This window comes from Aeromonas sp. 600276 (genome assembly GCF_049175815.1).
Taxonomy (GTDB): domain Bacteria; phylum Pseudomonadota; class Gammaproteobacteria; order Enterobacterales; family Aeromonadaceae; genus Aeromonas; species Aeromonas dhakensis.
This window is the reverse complement of the sequence record NZ_JAAKVU010000015.1, coordinates 1-19,608: the sequence shown is the minus strand read 5'-3', so window position 1 is coordinate 19,608 and position 19,608 is coordinate 1. Positions and strand designations below refer to the sequence as shown.

Genomic DNA, 19,608 nt, shown 5'->3' with positions numbered 1-19,608 from the left:
CCCCCCTCATGACCAAGCTGCCCCACCCCAGACTCCAGCAACTGCTCACCCTGCTCCACGCCGAGCCGCTGCCGCAGGAGGAGCTGGCCCGCCGCCTCAATGTCTCCACCCGCACGGTGCGCACCGACGTGGCGACCCTCAACGAGATCATCGCCACCCGGGGCGCCCACCTGATCCACCAGCGCGGCAGCGGCTATCAGCTCAAGATCTACAATCAGGAGCTGTTCGCTGCGCTGCTGGCGGCCCAGGAGCAGGAGAGCGGATTGCCTCGCACCAGCCGCGAGCGGGTGTTGCACCTGCAGATCCTGTTGTTGACGGCGGAGCAGGGCATCAAGCTCGACGAGCTGGCGGACACCTGGTATCTGAGCCGGGCGGCACTGCAGGGGGACATGGCGGAGGTGCGGGAGCGGCTCGCTCACTTCGACCTTGCCATCGACAGCAAGCCCAGGCAGGGGATGCGGATCCAGGGGGGGGAGACGGCCATTCGCGCCTGCCTCACCCAGCTGCTCTATCAGGAGCTGCTGCACAGCAACCCGCTGCAGAGCCTGCTGCCCAACCTCTGCCCCAGCAAGACGCTGGAGGTAGTGGGCAATCACATCCACGAGCAACTCGGCCGCCACCAGCTGCGCCTGGCCGACGAGAGCCTGCAGCAGCTCGCCATCTACTGCGCCGTCGCCCTGCTGCGCCAGGCGGCCGGCCACGAGCTGAGCCAATTCACCGGCGAGGATCTCACGGCGCCACTGCTGGCGGTCGCCCGCGACATCTATGGCGAGCTGCCGACCCTGACCCCGCCGGGGGAAGAGGAGATAGCCTGCCTCGCCATCCAGATCCAGGCCCGCCTCACCGCCGATGCCCCCCAGCTCAGCCCGGCCATGGCGGCCGAGAGCGAGCAGCTGGTGGAGCACCTGCTGGCCTACATCCACCAGCACTACCCTTATGACCTGCGCGGCGACCTGCAACTGCGGGCCGACCTGCAGACCCATATCAGTGCCATGCTGCTACGGGTCAAATACCAGATCGGCAGCCACAATCCGCTGGCAGACCACATCAAGCAGTACTACCCCCTCGCCTACGACATCACACTGGCGGCCATCTCGGAGTGGATCAAGCAGACCCCTTACCGGCTGACCCACCACGAGATAGGCTATCTGGTGATCCACATAGGGGTTGGACTGGAGCGTCACTACGACATCGGCTACACCCGCCGTCCCCAGGCGCTGCTGTTGTGCGATGCGGGCAACGCCACCTTCCGGGTGCTGGAGGCTCGCATCAAGCGGGAATATCCCCAGCTGCAGTTGACCACGCTGGAGTCGGTGCGGGATTACGAAGGGCTGGCGCGAGTCGAGCAGGATTTCGTCATCAGCACCGTCAAGGTGAGCGACAAGAACGTGCCCGTGGTGCAGGTCGCCCCCTTCCCCACCCAGTACCAGCTGGAGCAGCTCGGCAAGCTGGTGCTGGTCGATCGCACCCGCCCCTACCTGCTCGACAAGTACTTCGATGCCGACCACTTCATGGTGGTCAGCGAACCGCTCAGCCAGGGGACACTGTTTGATCGCATCTGCAGCCAGCTGGAGGCGGAGGATCTGGTGGAGAGCGGCTTTCGGGGATCCTTGCAGGAGCGGGAGCGGATCGTCTCCACCCTGCTGGGAGACGGCATCGCTCTGCCCCACTCCCTCGGCCTACTGGCGCGCCGCACTCTGGTCTATACCGTGCTGGCCCCGCAGGGGATCGACTGGGGCAACGGCGAGAGCGCCACCCTCATCTTCGTGCTGGCCATCGCCAAGGCCGACTACGAAGAGGCGATGGGGCTCTACGACCTGTTCCTGGCGCTGATGAACGAAAAAGCCAGCAGGAACCTGCTGGCTTGTCGAGACTTTACCACCTTCAAGGCGCTGGCACGCAGCGCACCTTGAGCATGCCGAGGCGCGTTACTCCTCGTTGAAGCCCGAGGTGAACAGCGCCACCACGGCGGCCAGGGCCTCCACTTCCTCAGGCCCCTCCACCTGAACTTCTACCTGCTTGCCCTGGGCGGAGTCCAGCATCAACAGGCCGATCACGCTGTCCGCGTCGGCCTCGACCCCCTCTTCGTTGCGCAGCAACACGTGAGCATCGAACCCCTGCACCAGCTCGAACAGCATCATGGCCGGTCTGGCATGCATGCCCAGTTTGTTTTTCACTTCCACCGAGGCTGAGACGGTCATCTGATCTTCCTATTGGTCCATCAAAATTGCGGCGCACTCTTGTCGAGGGTGCGGTGGCGGATCTGGACGTTCTTGCCCAGCAGGCGAAAGGCGCCGGCCAGCTGCTCGGCAATGAATACCGATCTGTGCTGGCCACCGGTACAGCCAATGCCGACCGTCACATAGCTGCGATTGTTGCGCTCCAGGTGGGGCAGCCAGGTCGCCAGCATGTTCTCGATCTGCAGGATGAACTGCATCACATCGGGCTGGCTGGAGAGGTAGCGGGCCACCGGCTCATCCTTGCCGGTGAAGGGCTTGAGCTCCGGGATCCAGTGCGGATTGGGCAGGAAGCGGGCGTCGAACACGAAGTCGGCATCCTTGGGGATACCGTACTTGAAGCCGAACGACTCGAACACCAGCACCAGCTCGTTCTCCTTCTTGCCGAGCACCCGGGTCTTGATGAGCTCGCTCAGGTCGTGGATGCTGAGGTTGGTGGTGTCGATGCGCAGATCGGCCGTCGAGGAGAGCGGCGCCAGCAGGTGGGTCTCTTCCCGGATCGCCTCGTCGAGCGACAGCTTATTGCGCGACAGGGGGTGCAGCCGGCGGCTCTCGCCGTAGCGCTTGAGCAGGGTGGAGTTTTCCGCATCGAAGAAGAAGCTCGTGAACTCCACTCGACCCTCGTTGCGAACCTGGGCCAGCAGGGTTTCCAGCTTGTCGGAACTCGCCGGCAGGTTGCGCACGTCGATGCTGACCGCCAGCTTGTCATACTGGCTCTCGACCGAGACGATCAGCTGGGGCAGCAGGTTGACCGGCAGGTTATCCACGCAGTAATAACCGAGATCCTCCAGCACACGCAGGGCAACTGTCTTGCCCGAGCCGGAGCGCCCACTCACCACTATTAATTGCATCTTGTTCCCTCACCGCTTGGCGTCATTGCAAGGGCCTGCATCTCAGGCCGATGTCATGATCTGATAGAGTTCTTCGTCGCTGGTTGCCTGGCGCAACTGGCGGCATACCGCCTTGTCGCCCAGTTTGGATGCCATCAGGGAAAGGGTCTTGAGGTGCTGCTTGCACTCGCTTTCCGGCACCAGCAGGGCGAACAGCAGGTCAACCGGTTGATTGTCGATGGAATCGAAGGGGATAGGCTCTGCAAAGGTCATCAGGATCGCGGTCGGCGGAAATTCGTCGCCGATCCGACCGTGGGGAATGGCGATACCGGCACCGATCCCGGTACTGCCCATCTTTTCTCGCGCCAGCAGGCACTCGAAGAGCACCTGACGAGAGGTCCCCAGGCGCTCAGCGGCTAACTCGCTGATGATCTCCAGGGCGCGTTTCTTGCTGGTACAAGGGACCGCACTTTTGGTGCAGTCCCGACTCAGTATGTGTTCAAGTTGCATGGTTATTTTTGGTTTAACTTATCTTTGTGCTTGATGATCTGCCGATCCAGCTTGTCCAGCAGGGTATCAATCGCCGCATACATGTCAGCATGCTGCGAGTTGGCGAACACCTCACCCCCGCTGACATGCAGCTTGGCTTCGGCGATCTGGTTCAGTTTTTCTACGCTCAACACCACATGAACATTGTTGATGTGGTCAAAGTGACGCTCGAGTTTGGCAAATTTGTTGTTCACATAATCACGCAGAGCTTCGGTGATCTCGACATGGTGTCCGGTCAGGTTGATTTGCATAACGTCTTCCTTTTGTTTTGCCTAAACCAGGCGTTTGCGCTGATTGGATGGCGGGATCAACAAGGATTCACGGTACTTTGCGATCGTGCGTCTCGCCACCATAATACCCTGTTCGGCCAGCAAATCCGCGATCTTGCTATCACTTAGCGGCTTGGCGGGATTCTCCGCCGTGACCAGCTTCTTGATGAGCGCGCGAATTGCGGTCGATGAGCACTCTCCTCCTCCCTCGGTGTTCACATGGCTGGAGAAAAAAAACTTCAGTTCGAAGATGCCGCGCGGCGTGTGCATGTACTTCTGGGTGGTCACCCGCGAGATGGTCGACTCGTGCATCTCCACCGCTTCGGCGATGTCGTTGAGCACCATGGGTTTCATGGCCTCTTCACCGTATTCGAAGAAGCCCTGCTGCTGCTCGACGATGCAGCTGGCCACCTTGAGCAGGGTGTCGTTGCGGCTCTCCAGACTCTTGATGAACCACTTGGCTTCCTGCAGGTGGGAGCGGATGAACTGGGTATCCTGACTGGTGCGGGCCTGTCTGGCCATGGCAGCATAGGTCTCATTGACCCGGATGCGCGGGGCCGAGTCCGGGTTGAGCTCGACCACCCACTTGTTGCCCTTCTTGACCACGGAAACATCCGGGATCACGTACTGGGATTCGCTCTGGATGACGCCATTACCGGGCCGCGGCTCCAGCTGCTGGATGAGATCCAGCACCTCCTTGAGGTCGTTTTCTCTCAGCTTGGTCTTGCGGGCCAGGGTGCGGTAATCGCGGTTGCCGAGCAGATCCATGTGCTCGAGGATCACCTCCCTGGCCTCGTTGAGCCAGGGCAAGTCAGGGGAGTATTGGCCCAGCTGGATCAGCAGGCACTCCTGCACCGAGCGGGCGGCGATGCCGACCGGATCGAAATGCTGCACCCGCTTGAGCACGGCCTCCACTTCATCGAGTTCCACCTCGACATCCTCGCTGCTCACCGCCGCCTGAATATCCTCAAGCGACACCGTCAGGTAACCGGATTCGTCGATGGCATCTATGATGGCGAGGGCGATGGCGGCATCCACGTCACTGAACGGGGTCAGGCGCATCTGCCACAACAGGTAGTCCTGCAGGTTCTCGGTAGTCTCACCCTGATAGATGCTGTCTTCCCCGTCATGGATGGGGCCTGCGCTCTGGGCCGTGCCGGCCGAGTAGACCTCTTCCCAGGTAGTATCCACCGGCAGTTCGTCCGGCATCTGGTCCTGGGCCATGGCATCGCTGGAATCGAGCTGGCTGACGTCCACCTGGTCGACCGGGCTGGTCTCCTGAACGTCGTTTTCCTCTTGCTCCAGCAAGGGGTTGTTGTCGAGCGCTTGCTGAATTTCCTGCTGGAGTTCCAGAGTGGAGAGCTGGAGCAGACGAATCGCTTGTTGTAATTGCGGCGTCATGGTCAGGGACTGACCGAGACGCAACTGTAATGTCGGCTTCATCTACGTCGGGATATCCTTATGGTCAGCGAGGCAGTCGTCACAGGAAATGAAGAGATGCCCCCTTACTATAGACTGAATTGATCGCCCAAATAGACGCGCTTGACCTGCTCATCGGCGAGTATTTCCGCCGGTGCACCTTCGGCAATCATCTTGCCGTGGCTGACGATATAGGCCTTCTCACATACGTCCAGAGTCTCTCTGACGTTGTGGTCGGTGATCAAGACGCCCAGGCCTCTATCTTTGAGGTGCTGGATGATCTTCTTGATGTCTATCACAGAAATGGGGTCTACCCCGGCAAAAGGTTCATCCAGCAGGATAAAACGCGGCTCTGCCGCCAGTGCACGGGCGATCTCGACCCGGCGCCGCTCACCGCCCGACAGGCTCTGCCCTAGGCTGTCGCGGATATGGGTGATGTTGAACTCTTCCAGCAGCTGCTGGACCTTGTCCTCCCGCTCCTCGCGGCTCAGTCCCTTGCGGGTCTGCATGACCCCCATCAGGTTGTCGAACACCGACAGGCGCCGGAAGATGGAGGCCTCCTGCGGCAGATAGCCGATGCCGTTGCGAGCACGGATATGCATGGGTTGCAGGCTGATGTCCTGATCATCGATGGTGATGAGACCGGCATCGCTCTGCACCAGCCCCACTATCATGTAGAAGGAGGTGGTCTTGCCGGCGCCGTTCGGGCCGAGCAGGCCGACGATCTGGCCGGTGCCCACTTCCAGGCTCACATCGCTGACCACCATGCGGCGCTTGTAGCTCTTCTGCAGGCCGGCTGCTTTCAACACTGCCATGGCTTATTTTCCCTGCTTCTTCTGATCGGCCGGCTTGTCGAAACTCTCGACCTGATCCGGCAGGAACACCGTCTTGACCCGCTGGTTCGGGGTCTTGCTCTCGGCAACCATCTTCTGTTTGACAATGTCGTAGCGAATGAGATCGCCATTGACCTGGCTGTCTTCCTGCTTGAGCTGACCATCGCCGGTAATGGTTACCAGCCGGTTCTTCAGCTCATAGCGGATGCTGTTGCCGTGGGCATTGACCGGCTTACCGTTGTCCAGGATCTGGAAGAAGGTGGCTGGCTTGCCATAGGCCGTCATCACCTCGGCCCCCTTCTCACCGGAGCGGATTACCACCACCTTGTCGGCCTTGATCTTGATGGAACCCTGGGTGATGGTCACATCCTGTTCGAAGGTGATGCGGTTGTCCTGCAGCTCGGCCACCTGCTTGACCGCGTCCACATAGACCTTCTCGGCAAAGTCGGACTCTTTGGCGCTCACGGTGCCGCACAGCAGCAGGGCCGCGAGGGCCAGATTAGCGTTTTTCATTGAAATAGATGGCATGGCCCTGATCCAGTAATTCGAAATATTTGCGTTCCAGATGACCCTTCAGGCCAACGCCCTCGGTCTGGAAGTCCTTACCCACTATGCTGACCTGCTGATTGCTTCTCACGTTCTGGGTCACCAGATCCAGCTCCAGATAGGGGGTATCCAGCGCGGAGATGAAGGAGGTCGGCAGCAGACCGTCCAGATGCACCTTGTCCCGCAGGATCACGTTGTCATCGGTGTTGAGCACCCCGGTCTCGGCGTTGACCTTCCACTCGGCTTCGCCCTGCTTGTCGAACATGTAGACCACCGGCTTGTCGAAGGTGGCCTGTTCCAGGATCTGGTAATACTCCGCATAGCGGGACTCGAGTCGCTCGGTGCGCAGCCCCTCGGCATTGAAGCGGGTCGTCACCAGATTCTTGGCGGTGAAGTCCGGCTGATAATTTTCCACCTTGGTGGTCGGCTCCGGCGCCAGCTCGATATCGCCGAGCTGCCAGGCCGCCAGCGCCACCAGAAACAGCAGGGCGAACAACAGGGTCTGTCTGCTCATACCGAGGCCTCAGGCTGATAATCACCCAGCCCCTGGGCCTGCAGGATGAGATCGCACACCTCGCGCACCGCCCCCACACCACCGGCCAGCCGGGTCACCATGTCGGCTCGCGCCAGCACCAGCGGATGGGCGTCGGCCACGGCAATGCCGAGGCCGCAGGCCTGCATCACCGGCAGATCGATGGTGTCATCCCCCATATAGGCTGCTTGCGATGCATCCAGTCCCAGCTTGGCCAGCAGCGCCTCGAAGTGGGGCAGCTTCTGATCTGCCCCCTGCACCAGGTGCTGCACCCCCAGGCTCTTCATCCGATCGCTGACGATGCGGGAGTTGCGCCCGGTAATGATGGCAATCTCGATCCCGGCATTGAGCAGCGCCCGCATACCGGCACCGTCGCGGGTACAGAAGGTTTTCAGCTCTTCGCCGTCATTTCCCATGTAGATGAGGCCGTTGGAGAGCACCCCGTCCACATCGCACACCAGCAGGCGGATCTGCGCCGCCTGATCAAACTGGCTGCGCGTCACCGGACCATAGAGGGTCGGTACGTTTTGCATCAAATTACTCCGGCTTTCAGCAAGTCGTGCATGTTGAAGGCCCCCAGCGGGCGCTTGTCGCCATCCACGACCAGTAATCCGTTGATCTTTCTGGTTTCCATCAGCTTGACGGCCTCGGCCGCCATCATCTCTGGTCCCACGGTAACACAGTTCACCGTCATGACGCGGCTGATCGGGGTGTGATGGATATCCACCTGCAGATCCAGAATGCGGCGCAGGTCGCCATCGGTGAACAGGCCGGCCAGCACGCCGTTGCTATCAACCACCGCCGTCATACCGAGTCCCTTCCGGCTCACTTCCAGCAGTGCCTGGCTGATGGTGGCATCTATCCCCACCTGGGGCAACAGCTCGCCGCTGTGCATCAGATCGCCGACTCGCAGCAGCAAGCGCTTGCCGAGCGACCCGCCCGGGTGAGAGAGCGCGAAATCGTCGGCGGTAAAACCGCGGGCTTCCAGCAGGGCCACCGCCAGCGCATCGCCCATCACCAGGGTCGCGGTAGTACTGGAGGTCGGCGCCAGCCCCAGCGGGCAGGCTTCCTTCTCCACCTTGATGCACAGGTGCACGTTGGCTTCTTTTGCCATGGTGGAGGCCGGGTTGCCGGTCATGCAGATGAGCGGAATGCCGCGGCGCTTGAGTACCGGCAGCAGGGCCAGGATCTCGTCGCTCTCACCGGAGTTGGAGATGGCGATGATGAGATCGCCGCCGGAGATCATCCCCAGATCGCCGTGGCTGGCTTCACCCGGATGGAGGAAGAAGGCGGGAGTGCCGGTGCTGGCCAGGGTCGCAGCTATCTTGCTTCCGACATGACCTGACTTGCCCATGCCGGTGACCACTATCTTGCCACTACAGCGCAGTATCATCTCGCACGCCTGATCGAAGGCATCGTTCAGGTACTGGTAGAGTCCATCAATCGCTTGTTTCTCGATGTCCAGCACGGTACGGGCGCTGCGACGAAAATCGAACAGTTCAGACACTTTTTCAGACTTTACAGACATAAAGGCACAGCTCCGGGCTGAAATTTGCTGCGGGATTATAAAAAAGTCTGTCGAGATAAGCGAATCGGATACTTCTTGGGCGTAAAAGAGAGACAATTGGTTACAAAAAACTGTCGCGCGTCTGGATGGGCAGACTGTTCAATAGTTGTTCCTTGCTGTTGCTTAGACCTAGACTAGCCCATAAAATTCGCTCTTCATTTACACCGGATGGACAATTGTTTGAACGATGACCTGATCACCATCTCCGACCTGACCTTCAGTCACGGAGATCGGCTGTTATACGACGGGATAAACCTGACCATTCCCCGTGGCAAGGTCACTGCGGTCATGGGCCCCAGCGGCATCGGCAAGACCACCTTGCTGCGGTTGATCGGCGGCCAGCTCAAGCCCGAGTCCGGTCATATCCTGTTTGACGGGGAAGATATCCCCACCCTCTCCCGCTCGCGCCTGTACGAAGTGCGCAAGCGGATGAGCATGCTGTTCCAGAGCGGCGCCCTGTTTACAGGCATGACGGTGTACGACAACGTGGCCTTCCCGCTGCGCGAGCACTCCGGCCTGCCAGAAGAGCTGATCCACACCATCGTCATGATGAAGCTGCAGGCGGTGGGCCTGCGCGGCGCGGCAAAGCTGATGCCCTCCGAGCTCTCCGGCGGTATGGCCAGACGCGCAGCGCTGGCCCGCTCCATCGCGCTGGATCCGGACCTCATCATGTATGACGAGCCGTTCGTCGGCCAGGATCCCATCACCATGGCGGTGCTGGTGAAGCTCATCAAGGATATGAACGATGCCCTCGGTATCACCTCCGTCATCGTCACCCACGACGTGAAGGAGGTGCTGAGCATCGCCGACTACGCCTATATCATCGCCAACCGCAAGGTTGTGGCGCACGGCACGCCGGCCCAGCTGCGCGAGGAGCACAATCCCGAGGTCGAGCAGTTCCTGAAGGGACTGCCCGACGGTCCTGTTCCGTTTCATTTTCCGGCAGGCGAGCTGCTACAGGATCTCTGATGTTGACAAGCCAGGTAAGCAAACTGGGGCGAAGCGGGGTGCGGTTCATCAGCGCCATCGGCCGCGCCACCATCATGTTGTTTCACGCGTTGGCGGGCAAACCCGCGCCGCGCAAGCACTTTCCGCTGTTGGTACAGCAGCTCTATGTGGTCGGGGTGCAGTCAGTCGCCATCATTCTGGTGTCGGGCCTGTTCATCGGCATGGTGCTCTCGCTGCAGGGCTACAACGTCCTGAAGGACTTTGGCGCCGAGCAGAGCCTGGGCCCGCTGGTCTCCCTCTCCCTGCTGCGGGAGCTGGGCCCGGTGGTGACCGCCCTGCTGTTTGCCGGTCGTGCGGGCTCCGCCCTCACCGCCGAGATCGGTCTGATGAAGGCCACCGAGCAGCTTTCGAGCCTCGAGATGATGGCGGTGGATCCGCTGCGTCGGGTGGTGGCACCGCGCTTCTGGGCCGGGGTCATCAGCATGCCGCTGCTGGCCTTCATGTTCAGCCTGATCGGCATCTTTGGCGGCAAGCTGGTCGGTGTGGACTGGCTGGGGGTCGATGAGGGGGGCTTCTGGTCCGCCATGCAGGCCTCCGTCGACTGGCAGGATGACATCATGCAGGGCGCCATCAAGAGCCTGATCTTTGCTCTGGTGGTCACCTGGATTGCGCTCTTTAACGGTTATGATGCCAAGCCGACCTCGGCCGGGATCAGTCAGGCCACGACCCGTACCGTGGTCCACTCCTCCCTGGCCGTGCTCGGCCTGGATTTTATACTCACCGCAGTCATGTTTGGATAAGGTAAAGATGAAGTTCAGCAAAGTAGAATTCCTGGTTGGCACCTTCATGCTGGCCGGCATCGGTGCCATTCTGGCATTGGCACTGCAAGTGGCCGGTTTGAGTTTCAAACCGGAAGGAGAAACCTATACCCTGCGCGCCCATTTCGATAATATCGGCGGCCTGAAAGTACGCTCTCCGGTCAAGGTGGGCGGCGTGGTGGTCGGTCGGGTCAGCGACATCAGCCTGGACGCCAAGAGCCAGGTTCCGGTCGTCTCCCTGCAGATGCAGAAGAGCGCTGGCGAGTTCTCCGAGACCAGCACCCTCTCCATCCTGACCTCAGGCCTGCTGGGTGAGCAGTACATCGGCCTGGTACCCGGTTTTACCGATGAGGAGATGGGCACTAGCATGCTCAAGGATGGCGACATGATTGAAGACACCAAATCCGCCATTGTGCTGGAAGACCTGATTGGCAAGTTCCTCTACAGCCAGTCTTCCGACACCAAGTCAGACAGCAAGTAAGGAGTAACCATGTTCAAGAAGATCGCCCTGTTGCTGGGCCTGATGACCAGCATGCTGTTTTCCCTGACCGCGCAAGCCACCGACGCCACCGACCCCTACGCCCTGGTGGATCAGGCGGCCAAGCAGACCTTCGCCCGCCTGAAATCCGATCAGGCCCAGGTGAAGAGCAACCCGGACCACCTGCGGGTGATCATCCGCGAAGAGCTGCTGCCTTACGTGGACAACCGCTTCGCCGCCTACAAGGTGCTCGGCAACCAGATCAAGCAGACCACCCCGGCCCAGCGTGACGCCTTCGTCGAGGTGTTCACCGAGTACATGGTGAGCTCCTACGCCGACGCCCTGGCCCATTTCGACAAGCAGACCGTCAAGGTCGAGCCGGGCAAGGCCGCCGGTGACAGCAACATCACCGCCGTCAACGTCAGCGTGAAAGAGGCCGGCAAGCCGGACATCTTCCTCGAGTTCAAGCTGCGCAAGAACAACAAGACCGGCGAATGGAAAGCCTTCGACATGGTCGCCGAGGGGATCAGCCTGCTCTCTGCCAAACAGAACGAGCTGGGTGGCCTCATTCGCCAGAACGGCATCGATGCGGTGATCGCCCAGCTGCGCGCTCACAATGCCAAGCCGCTGGTGCTCAAGTCATGAGACTGAGCGGCGAGCTGCAGGCGGCTCAGGTGATTGAGCTGTGGCAACGGCGGGCTGACTGGTGGCAGGAAGATCTGCTCGAGCTCGGCGACGTGACCACGCTGGATTCCGCCGGGCTGGCCCTGCTGGTCAAATGGGCCAAAGCCGCTCTGGCACGAGGCGCCACACCGCAACTGGTGGGCGCCTCCGCTGATTTCTATACCCTGGCCAACCTCTACGGGGTGGCCGGATTGTTTCAATCAACCCCGCTCACAACTGAGGACGCATAATGCAAGTCTCTGAAATTGAAGCGATACTCCTCGAGGCTCTGCCATTGTCCGAAGTCCATGTCAAAGGGGATGGCAGTCACTACCAAGTGATCGCCGTCGGTGACATGTTTGACGGCATGAGCCGGGTCAAGAAGCAGCAGGCCATCTATGCCCCGCTGATGGACAAGATCGCCAGCAACGCCATTCACGCACTCTCCATCAAGGCCTTTACCGATGCCGAGTGGAAACGCGAACGTAAATTTCTACTGCCCTCCTGATTTGGTATCAAACGTAAATGGACAAATTCAAGATCGATGGTCGTTGTACTCTCAACGGCGAAGTGACCATCTCTGGCGCCAAGAACGCCGCTCTGCCGATCCTGTTCGCCACCCTGCTGTGTGACGAGGAGATCCACCTCTCCAACGTGCCGCGTCTGAAAGACGTAGGGACCACCATCAAGCTGCTGGAGATGCTGGGCGCCACCACCAAGGTGAACGGCAACGTGACCGTACTGACCGGCGCCGTGAACAACCACGTCGCCCCCTACGAGCTGGTGAAAACCATGCGCGCCTCCATCCTGGCGCTGGGCCCGCTGGCCGCCCGTTTTGGCGCGGCTGATGTCTCCCTGCCCGGCGGCTGCGCCATCGGTGCCCGTCCGGTCAACCTGCACGTGCACGGTCTGGAGCTGATGGGCGCGAAGATCGTCATCGAGGAGGGTTACATCAAGGCCCGCGTCGACGGTCGCCTGAAGGGTGCCCACATCCTGATGGACATGGTCTCCGTCACCGGTACCGAAAACCTGATGATGGCCGCCACCCTGGCTGACGGCCGTACCGTGATCGAAAACGCCGCGCGCGAGCCGGAAGTGGTCGATCTGGCCAACTTCCTCAACGCGCTGGGCGCCAAGATCCAGGGCGCTGGCACCGACACCCTGATCATCGACGGCGTCGAGCGTCTGCACGGTGGCAGTTACAGCGTCCAGCCTGACCGTATCGAAACCGGTACCTTCCTGGTGGGCGCCGCGGTCACCGGCGGCAAGATCACCTGCCGCAATACCGACCCGACCCTGCTGGAAGCGGTTCTGGTCAAGCTGGAAGAGGCTGGCGCCCTGATTGAGAAGGGTGAAGACTGGATTACCCTCGACATGACCGGTCGCACCCTCAAGCCGGTCACCATCAAGACTGCTCCCTACCCGGCCTTCCCGACCGACATGCAGGCCCAGTTCACCGTGCTGAACGCGGTGGCCAAGGGCACCGGCATGGTCACCGAGACCATCTTCGAGAACCGCTTCATGCACGTGCCCGAGCTGGTACGGATGGGTGCCGACATCGAACTGCAGGGCAACGTGGCCATCTGCCGCGACACCGAGCAGCTCAAGGGTGCCCAGGTGATGGCAACCGATCTGCGCGCCTCCGCCAGTCTGGTGCTGGCCGGCTTCGTGGCCGAAGGCTCCACCATAGTCGACCGCATCTACCACATCGACCGTGGCTACGAAGACATCGAGCAGAAGCTGCAAGGCCTCGGCGGCCGCATCGAGCGCATCAAGGGCTGATTGCCGCCCCTGAGCAAAGCCGATACAAAAAGGCCCCTCGCACAGCGAGGGGCCTTTTTCATGAGCGCGGATCGGCGGGATGGCGGGGTCAGTGTCCCGCCAGCTTCATGTTCTCGACCAGCACAGAGCCCGTCTTGAGGCTGGAGCGCTCATCTTCGTCGCTGCCCACCGCCACTATGTGGCTGAACATCTCGGCCAGGTTGCCGGCGATGGTGATCTCCTCGACCGGATAGGCTATCTCGCCGTTCTCCACCCAGAAACCGGCGGCGCCGCGGGAGTAGTCACCATTGACGATGTTGACCCCCTGCCCCATCAGTTCGGTCACCAGCAGGCCGGTGCCCATCTCCTTGAGCATGCCATTGAAATCCTGACCGGTGCTGGAGACCTGCCAGTTGTGGATGCCGCCGGCGTGGCCTGTGCTGGTCAGCCCCAGCTTGCGGGCGGAGTAGGAGGTCAGCAGCCAGCTCATCAGCTCGCCATTGCGCACTATGTCCATGTCGCGGGTGAGCACCCCTTCCCCATCGAACGGGGTGCTGGCGAGCCCTCCCAGCAGGTGGGGGAATTCCTGGATGGTGAGCCATTCGGGCAGGATCTGCTTGCCCAGCTTGTCCAGCAGGAAGCTCGACTTGCGATAGAGATTGCCGCCGCTGATGGCCATCACCAGATGGCCCCAGAGCCCGGCCGCCGTATCGGGATGGAACAGCACGGGGGCATGGCGGGTGGCGATCTTGCGGGCACCGAGGCGGGAGACGGTGCGCTCCACCGCCTCATCGGCAATGCGCTGCGGGCTCCAGAGCCCCTCCAGGGTACGGCTGGAGGAGTAGCCGTAATCGCGCTGCATGTCGCCGTCCTGCTCGCCGATCAGCACGCAGCTCAGGGAGTTGCGCGAGGCGGCATAGCCTTTGACGAAGCCGTGACTGTTGCCATAGACCTTGATGCCGAGGTGGCTGGAGAAACCAGCGCCATCGGAGTGTTTGATACGGGCATCGCGCCCCAGCGCCAACCGTTCACACTCGGTGGCCAGCTCGATGCCATATTGGGGATCCAGCGCGACCGGGTGGCACAGCTGCAGATCCGGGGCGTTCCAGGCCAGCAGATCTGCATCCGCCAGACCGGCACACTCGTCAGGGGAGGTATGGCGAGCAATCTCCATGGCCGCGTCCACGGCGGCACGAATGGCTGACGGGCTCAGATCCGTGGTGGACGAGGATCCCTTGCAGCCATCGCGATAGACGGCAATGCCGAGCGCGCCATCCTTGTTGAATTCGATGCTTTCCAGTTCACAACCGCGGGTGTTGACCGACAACCCGGTCTGTTTGCTGATGGAGACTTCGGCCAGCGAGGCGCCCAGTCCCTTGGCGATATCCAGGGCCTCGGCAACCACGGCCTCGAGATGGGCTTGATCCTGGCGGATTTGGTCTTGCTGATCCATAACTCACATCTGTATGAAGGAAGGAAAGGGGCTAAGCATATCAGACCCCTGCGCCCAGCGGGAGAAGCTGGTAACATATCCGCCAAACGTGAATGACAGGAATCAAGAGACCGATGAGTCAATATCAAGACGACAACGAGTGGGAAGACTGGGGCCCCAGCAAGAGCCAGCTCAAGCGTGATGCCGAGGCGCTGCAGAAGATGGGGGAAGAGATCGTCTCCCTCAGCCACAGCGAACTGGAGAAGATCCCGCTGGATGAGGAGCTGGCCGAAGCGGTCGAGCTGGGCCGCAAGCTCAAGCCGAAGAAGGACGAGTCTTTCCGCCGCCACCTGCAGTTCATCGGCCGGTTGATGCGCAGCCGCGATGTGGAGCCCATCGTCGAGGCGCTCTCCATCATCAAGAATCGCCACTCCACCGTCAACGCCCGCCTGCACCGGCTGGAACAGTGGCGCGAGCGGCTGATCAACGAAGGCGACAGCGCCCTCAACGAGCTGATGTCCCAGTTCCACGAGCTGGACCGCCAGAAGCTGCGCCAGCTGATCCGCACCGCCAACAAGGAGCGGGAGCTGAACAAGCCGCCGGTGGCCTATCGCGAGATGTACCAGTATCTGCGCGGCGAGATCGAAGATCTGCTGTAAGTGATGACTCACGTTCGCCGACAGGCAGCGGTCAACACAAAATGAAACGGGGCCTATACGGCCCCGTTTTTCATGGCGTGAAGGGTCAGTTACCCGCTACGCACTGGGTGTGGGTTTCCGGTTGCAGATAGGGCATCAGCAGCGGCGCCATCCCCTTGAGCACCTGTACCGGCAGAGCCGAGGTGAAGCGGAACTTGTCGGACTGGCTGCCAGGCACATAGGCCGTCAGGGTGCCGAAGTGATCATCCCCGATGTAGAAGACGAAGGTCGCGGTCCGGTTGCGGGCCAGCGAACTGGTCACGTTGCCGTAGCGGCCCACCGTCTCGATCCTGTTGTCACCGGTCCCCGTCTTGCCCCCCATCTGCAGCACTGTGCCGTCCGGCAGGGCAAAGGCACCGGCGATGCGCCTAGCGGTGCCCCCTTCCACCACCTTCGACAACGCGTTGCGCAGGGCGGTGGCCACCTCTACCGGCAATACCCGGGTCCCCTCGGTCTGCGCCGGCGTGAACTCTGTCTCGAACGGCGTGCCCTTGGCAAACGAGAGGTGCTCGATACGCAGGGTCGGCGCGCGGATGCCGCCATTCTGGATGATCCCCATCAGCTCGGCCAACGCGGCAGGACGGTCGCCCGAGCTGCCCAGCGCGGTCGCCAGCGACGGCACCAGGTGATCGAACGGATAGCCCAGTCTGGCCCAGCGCTGATGGATATCGAGGAAGGCCTCGACCTCCAGCATGGTGCGGATCCGGCTGTCGCGGGCGCTGCGGTGCCGGGTCTTGAATAGCCAGCTGTAGACCTCTTGGCGCTCGTCCCGGCTCGCCTCAACGGCATCGGCGAAGGTCGCCTTGTCAAACTCCTTGAGATAGGAGAGCAACCACAGCTCCAGCGGGTGTACCCGGGCGATATAGCCCTGATCCGGCAGCGAATACTTGCCGGGACCATAGCTGGTGTAGAGTTGTTCGATGCGCCGCTCACTCAGCTTCTCCCGCGGCAGACGCTTGGCCAGGAAGGCCGCGAAGGTCTCCTGCGAGGCATCCGGCATCAGGTAGCGGTGCACGGCGGCAAGGCGCACAGCGCTGGGTTTGAGGCCATCCAGGAAGGTGTCGAGCTGCTCCTCTGGAGTCTTGCCACGGTATTTGCGCCAGAAGCGCAGCAGATAGGTCTGTCCCTCCTTGTCTGCAAACTTGGCCAGATATTCGGTGCGACGCGGATCCTTGTCATCCTTGAGCAGCTGGGCGCGGTTGCCCTCCCGGTAGAGGCTGTAGCGAACGATATCGCGCATCAAGCGTACGAACGGCAGGTTGATGGACTCACGCAGGGCATCGCGAATGGCCGGAATGCGGCCGTTGTCTTCGCGCCGGAAGTTGTTGAAGGTGTGCATGCCGCCACCGGTGAAGAACCCCTCGTTCGGGCTGGCGGAATACTTGCGATCCAGCGCAGCCTCCAGCATCAGGGGCAGGCTCTTGTCCTTGACAGTCATCAGGTAAGAGACGGCCCAGCGGCTGATGTTGTCCTGATCCGACACCTCAATCTTGCGCAGGCTCTCGGCCGACATGCCGGCATAACTGTCGTGCAGCTCGGAGACGATCTCCAGATAGGTGGTCAGCACCCGCAGCTTGGCGGTAGAGCCCAACTCCAGCTTGCTGCCCTCGTTGATGTCAAACGGCTGATCCGTGTTGTCGGTCTGCACCCGCACCTTGAAGCCCTGCGGCGATTTCTCGAACAGGGTGAAGCTGTACTTCACATCCCCCGTCTTCTCCGGCGAGAGCAGGCGCTCACCAAACAGGCCGACCTGAGCGGCAAACGTCGGATCAGCCAACTGTTGCAGGTAATGGGAAACCTCGTTTTGCAGCGGCATGTTGAGGCTGGTGTCGGCCGTCAGATCGAGCCGGTCCAGATCGTAGAGCTGCACCCCGAGCTGACGGCTGAGACGGGTACGGGCAACCTGCAACCCCTTGTTGTTGTTGACCTTGGTCACCGCCGGAGACTGCAGGAAGTCACGGAAGGCGATCTTGGCCTTCAGCGCAGCCTCCATCAGCGGCGGCGTGATCATCCCTTCCTGCACGAACAGGCGCAGATAGCTGTCGGTCAGAGTGGCCAGAGCCTCTCGTCCCTGAGCCAGGTAATAGGAGGGGCGGCGATGGGCAATCATCAACGAGACTACCTGACGCAGCGCCAGCCCCTGCTCCGCCAGCGAGGCATCCTGGTTGCGAGCGGGATCCAGCAGCCGGTTCACCTCGTCAACATTGGCACCGAACCAGACCCAGAGGCCATCACCCAGACCGTGCACCTCGCCATAACCGGGGGCCGCCGAGAGTGGCACCGAGTTGAGATAAGCCCAGGCAACCAGCTTGCGCGCCTCCAGGGTCTCCGGCCCAAGCCGGTAAGCCCGCACGCTGGCGGACGCCATTTGGCGGATCTTCTCGGTGGGGGAGAGCGTCAGGCCATCCGGCGAGTGGCGGTACTTCTCGACCTGGGTCGCCAGGGTACTGCCGCCAGCCGACTGATCCTGCATATCGAGCGCCTTGCCCACCTGGGACATGGCGGCCTTGGCAAAACGGGGCCAGTCCACGGCCGGGTTGGCCAGCGGATGTTCATTGCTGAGCAGATCGCGGTTCTCGATGAACAGCAGCGACTGGATCACCAGCGGCGGGATGGAGGCAAAGTCCGGATAATAGTGGGTCGGATACTTGAACTGATAGAAGGGTTCCGCCCGGCAATCATGCAGGGTCAGACCGGCCTGGACCTTCTCGGTATAGGGGACGAAGAAGCCGCGGCTGGCGTAGTCATACAAGGCATCGGAGAAATGCACCTGCTCGCTGACCTGATAGCCGCGCTGCAGCAGACGCTCCTGCATCATGGGCAGCAGCACATAACCCAGCCGCTTGTCGAAGGGGCCATCCTCGGGGAAGGCAATCTGCTTGCTAAGACCGGGCTCGACCTGATAGGTCAGCTTGGCGGCATAGCGGGAGATCTCCTGCGACTGCAGGCGCGATGTCTGCATCTCATAGCCCACCAGAGCAATCACGGCGGCCAGGCACAGCAAAAAGAGAAAGCAGAACAACCAGCGCCACCAGGGTCGATGCTTGCGCTTGTACTTGCCGTCCGCGCTTGGGACAGATGAATCCTGATATGCCACTTTGTTCAAATCCGTCTGTTCTGATGCGCCCATATCAGCCCCACCATGGTTGCGCAATTTATTGTGTTTCACTCAAGCTTAGTCGTTTCAAGTCAATGGCTTGAAATCTATTGACCGCTTTGTAGTGATGGTAACAGGGCGATCATGAAAAGGGGAGCCGATTGTTGCAGAGCGGCGAGAGATCCGAGCTGATGGCAGAAAGCAAAACACCGGCCATGGGCCGGTGTTTTGGGAGAATAATGAGCGAGCTTACTTGCTGGAGCTCATCGCCTTGAGCTTGGTGCCCAGGTCTTTACGCTCCTTGGAGAGCTCGGCGTTTTTGATGATGTGATCATCCACCCGCTCTTCATAGTCAGCACGCATGTTGGCGATGATGGCCTGAACCTCATCGATGCTCATGCCAGGCTTGATGTAATCACTCAGGTTGTCAAGCAGCAGCACCCGCTTCTGGTTGTCACGGATCTTCTTCTCATTGTCTGCGATTTCACGCTTGAGCTTGTTCTGACGACGGGACATACGCACATATTCCAGTACATCGCTGAAGGTGGACTTGTTTACTTGTTCCATATCGATACCACTGACGTAAGGTTGATAAAAGCAGGCCAAGTTGCATCCGTACCAGAGAAACGAGCATGAGAGAGTACGGGCCAACCCAAGATGCCCTTTACTCTACCGAGTTATGAAGCAGATACAACCCTAATTGCAGCTCTGGTGCCGGGTTTCGGCAGAGGAGAGCCGAGTGGAGAATAAGGAGTGAGGCAGGCACGGCTCATGCATCGAAGAACCGCGGTCAAATACGAATCAAGCTTAATTTCAGGCAATAAAAAAGCCCGCTCAGATGAGCGGGCTTCTTCAATTGGGTGCCTGGCAGTGTCCTACTCTCGCATGGCGAATGCCACACTACCATCGGCGCTACAGCGTTTCACTTCTG

The 19,608-nt window shown here is 60.8% G+C and carries 22 protein-coding genes; 9 read left to right on the top strand and 13 right to left on the bottom strand.

Translation table 11 applies throughout. The features are described 5' to 3' along the window. Positions 1–8 precede the first annotated feature (8 nt). Positions 9–1,913, top strand: a complete 1,905-nt coding sequence (locus tag G5134_RS15155; RefSeq protein ID WP_024943094.1) for a BglG family transcription antiterminator — start codon at positions 9–11, stop codon at positions 1,911–1,913. A 15-nt stretch (positions 1,914–1,928) separates the two neighbouring features. On the opposite strand, the gene npr is transcribed toward G5134_RS15155, so the two are convergent. The 10 genes from npr to G5134_RS15105 all read right to left on the bottom strand — a co-directional run bounded on the left by npr (position 1,929) and on the right by G5134_RS15105 (position 8,743). Beyond that, positions 1,929–2,201, bottom strand: a complete 273-nt coding sequence (gene npr, locus G5134_RS15150; protein ID WP_005305943.1) for a PTS phosphocarrier protein NPr — start codon at positions 2,199–2,201, stop codon at positions 1,929–1,931. Positions 2,202–2,221: 20 nt separating this feature from the next. Beyond that, positions 2,222–3,088: an RNase adapter RapZ gene (rapZ, locus tag G5134_RS15145; RefSeq protein WP_005305946.1), complete on the bottom strand. Its 867-nt coding sequence runs from the start codon at positions 3,086–3,088 to the stop codon at positions 2,222–2,224. Between the two features lie 42 nt (positions 3,089–3,130). Further along, on the bottom strand, positions 3,131–3,577 hold the full coding sequence (gene ptsN, locus G5134_RS15140; RefSeq protein ID WP_005305951.1) for a PTS IIA-like nitrogen regulatory protein PtsN: 447 nt from the start codon (positions 3,575–3,577) through the stop codon (positions 3,131–3,133). A gap of 2 nt (positions 3,578–3,579) precedes the next feature. Further along, entirely contained in the window at positions 3,580–3,867 is a 288-nt protein-coding gene (gene hpf, locus G5134_RS15135; protein WP_005305957.1) for a ribosome hibernation promoting factor, read from the bottom strand. A 21-nt stretch (positions 3,868–3,888) separates the two neighbouring features. Further along, positions 3,889–5,328 (bottom strand): RNA polymerase factor sigma-54, encoded by a 1,440-nt coding sequence (locus G5134_RS15130; protein ID WP_017784940.1) that lies wholly within the window; start codon positions 5,326–5,328, stop codon positions 3,889–3,891. A gap of 65 nt (positions 5,329–5,393) precedes the next feature. Further along, entirely contained in the window at positions 5,394–6,119 is a 726-nt protein-coding gene (lptB, locus tag G5134_RS15125; RefSeq protein WP_005305964.1) for an LPS export ABC transporter ATP-binding protein, read from the bottom strand. A 3-nt stretch (positions 6,120–6,122) separates the two neighbouring features. After that, positions 6,123–6,650, bottom strand: a complete 528-nt coding sequence (gene lptA, locus G5134_RS15120) for a lipopolysaccharide transport periplasmic protein LptA (RefSeq protein WP_010635928.1) — start codon at positions 6,648–6,650, stop codon at positions 6,123–6,125. Beyond that, the gene (lptC, locus tag G5134_RS15115) at positions 6,637–7,197 is read right to left on the bottom strand and encodes an LPS export ABC transporter periplasmic protein LptC (RefSeq protein ID WP_024943092.1); all 561 of its coding nucleotides are present in this window, start codon (positions 7,195–7,197) and stop codon (positions 6,637–6,639) included. Before lptC ends, lptA begins: the two co-directional genes overlap by 14 nt. Further along, entirely contained in the window at positions 7,194–7,748 is a 555-nt protein-coding gene (kdsC, locus tag G5134_RS15110) for a 3-deoxy-manno-octulosonate-8-phosphatase KdsC (protein ID WP_017766397.1), read from the bottom strand. The genes lptC and kdsC overlap by 4 nt, the downstream gene beginning before the upstream one ends. Continuing rightward, the gene (locus G5134_RS15105) at positions 7,748–8,743 is read right to left on the bottom strand and encodes a KpsF/GutQ family sugar-phosphate isomerase (protein ID WP_024943091.1); all 996 of its coding nucleotides are present in this window, start codon (positions 8,741–8,743) and stop codon (positions 7,748–7,750) included. Before G5134_RS15105 ends, kdsC begins: the two co-directional genes overlap by 1 nt. Positions 8,744–8,950: 207 nt before the next feature. On the opposite strand from G5134_RS15105, the gene mlaF reads away from it, so the two are divergent. From mlaF to murA, 7 genes are read left to right on the top strand one after another with little or no spacing between them, the layout of a single operon-like run. After that, complete coding sequence (gene mlaF, locus G5134_RS15100) at positions 8,951–9,751, top strand: phospholipid ABC transporter ATP-binding protein MlaF (protein WP_005305979.1); 801 nt, start codon at positions 8,951–8,953, stop codon at positions 9,749–9,751. Further along, positions 9,751–10,530 carry a lipid asymmetry maintenance ABC transporter permease subunit MlaE gene (mlaE, locus tag G5134_RS15095; protein ID WP_005305981.1) on the top strand — a complete coding sequence of 260 codons (780 nt, stop codon included), beginning with the start codon at positions 9,751–9,753 and terminating at the stop codon, positions 10,528–10,530. The genes mlaF and mlaE overlap by 1 nt, the downstream gene beginning before the upstream one ends. 7 nt (positions 10,531–10,537) lie before the next feature. Beyond that, positions 10,538–11,029, top strand: coding sequence for an outer membrane lipid asymmetry maintenance protein MlaD (mlaD, locus tag G5134_RS15090; protein WP_005305985.1), 492 nt, complete (start codon positions 10,538–10,540; stop codon positions 11,027–11,029). A 9-nt stretch (positions 11,030–11,038) separates the two neighbouring features. After that, on the top strand, positions 11,039–11,671 hold the full coding sequence (gene mlaC, locus G5134_RS15085; RefSeq protein WP_005305988.1) for a phospholipid-binding protein MlaC: 633 nt from the start codon (positions 11,039–11,041) through the stop codon (positions 11,669–11,671). Next, positions 11,668–11,940, top strand: coding sequence for an STAS domain-containing protein (locus G5134_RS15080; RefSeq protein ID WP_005305991.1), 273 nt, complete (start codon positions 11,668–11,670; stop codon positions 11,938–11,940). The genes mlaC and G5134_RS15080 overlap by 4 nt, the downstream gene beginning before the upstream one ends. Continuing rightward, positions 11,940–12,197, top strand: a complete 258-nt coding sequence (ibaG, locus tag G5134_RS15075; RefSeq protein WP_005306001.1) for a BolA family iron metabolism protein IbaG — start codon at positions 11,940–11,942, stop codon at positions 12,195–12,197. Before G5134_RS15080 ends, ibaG begins: the two co-directional genes overlap by 1 nt. Positions 12,198–12,214: 17 nt before the next feature. Next, on the top strand, positions 12,215–13,471 hold the full coding sequence (gene murA, locus G5134_RS15070) for a UDP-N-acetylglucosamine 1-carboxyvinyltransferase (protein WP_065017285.1): 1,257 nt from the start codon (positions 12,215–12,217) through the stop codon (positions 13,469–13,471). Between the two features lie 88 nt (positions 13,472–13,559). Here the strand turns inward: murA and pmbA are convergent, their stop codons facing one another. Next, positions 13,560–14,903 carry a metalloprotease PmbA gene (pmbA, locus tag G5134_RS15065; protein ID WP_065017286.1) on the bottom strand — a complete coding sequence of 448 codons (1,344 nt, stop codon included), beginning with the start codon at positions 14,901–14,903 and terminating at the stop codon, positions 13,560–13,562. 113 nt (positions 14,904–15,016) lie between these two features. On the opposite strand from pmbA, the gene yjgA reads away from it, so the two are divergent. Then, complete coding sequence (gene yjgA, locus G5134_RS15060) at positions 15,017–15,541, top strand: ribosome biogenesis factor YjgA (RefSeq protein ID WP_010635921.1); 525 nt, start codon at positions 15,017–15,019, stop codon at positions 15,539–15,541. A gap of 85 nt (positions 15,542–15,626) precedes the next feature. Here the strand turns inward: yjgA and G5134_RS15055 are convergent, their stop codons facing one another. Both G5134_RS15055 and tmaR read right to left on the bottom strand, forming a co-directional pair. Then, complete coding sequence (locus G5134_RS15055) at positions 15,627–18,710, bottom strand: transglycosylase domain-containing protein (protein WP_065017287.1); 3,084 nt, start codon at positions 18,708–18,710, stop codon at positions 15,627–15,629. A 216-nt stretch (positions 18,711–18,926) separates the two neighbouring features. Next, a complete protein-coding gene (gene tmaR / locus G5134_RS15050; RefSeq protein WP_010635919.1) occupies positions 18,927–19,244 on the bottom strand; it encodes a PTS system regulator TmaR in 318 nt (105 codons plus the stop codon). Positions 19,245–19,608: the final 364 nt, after the last annotated feature.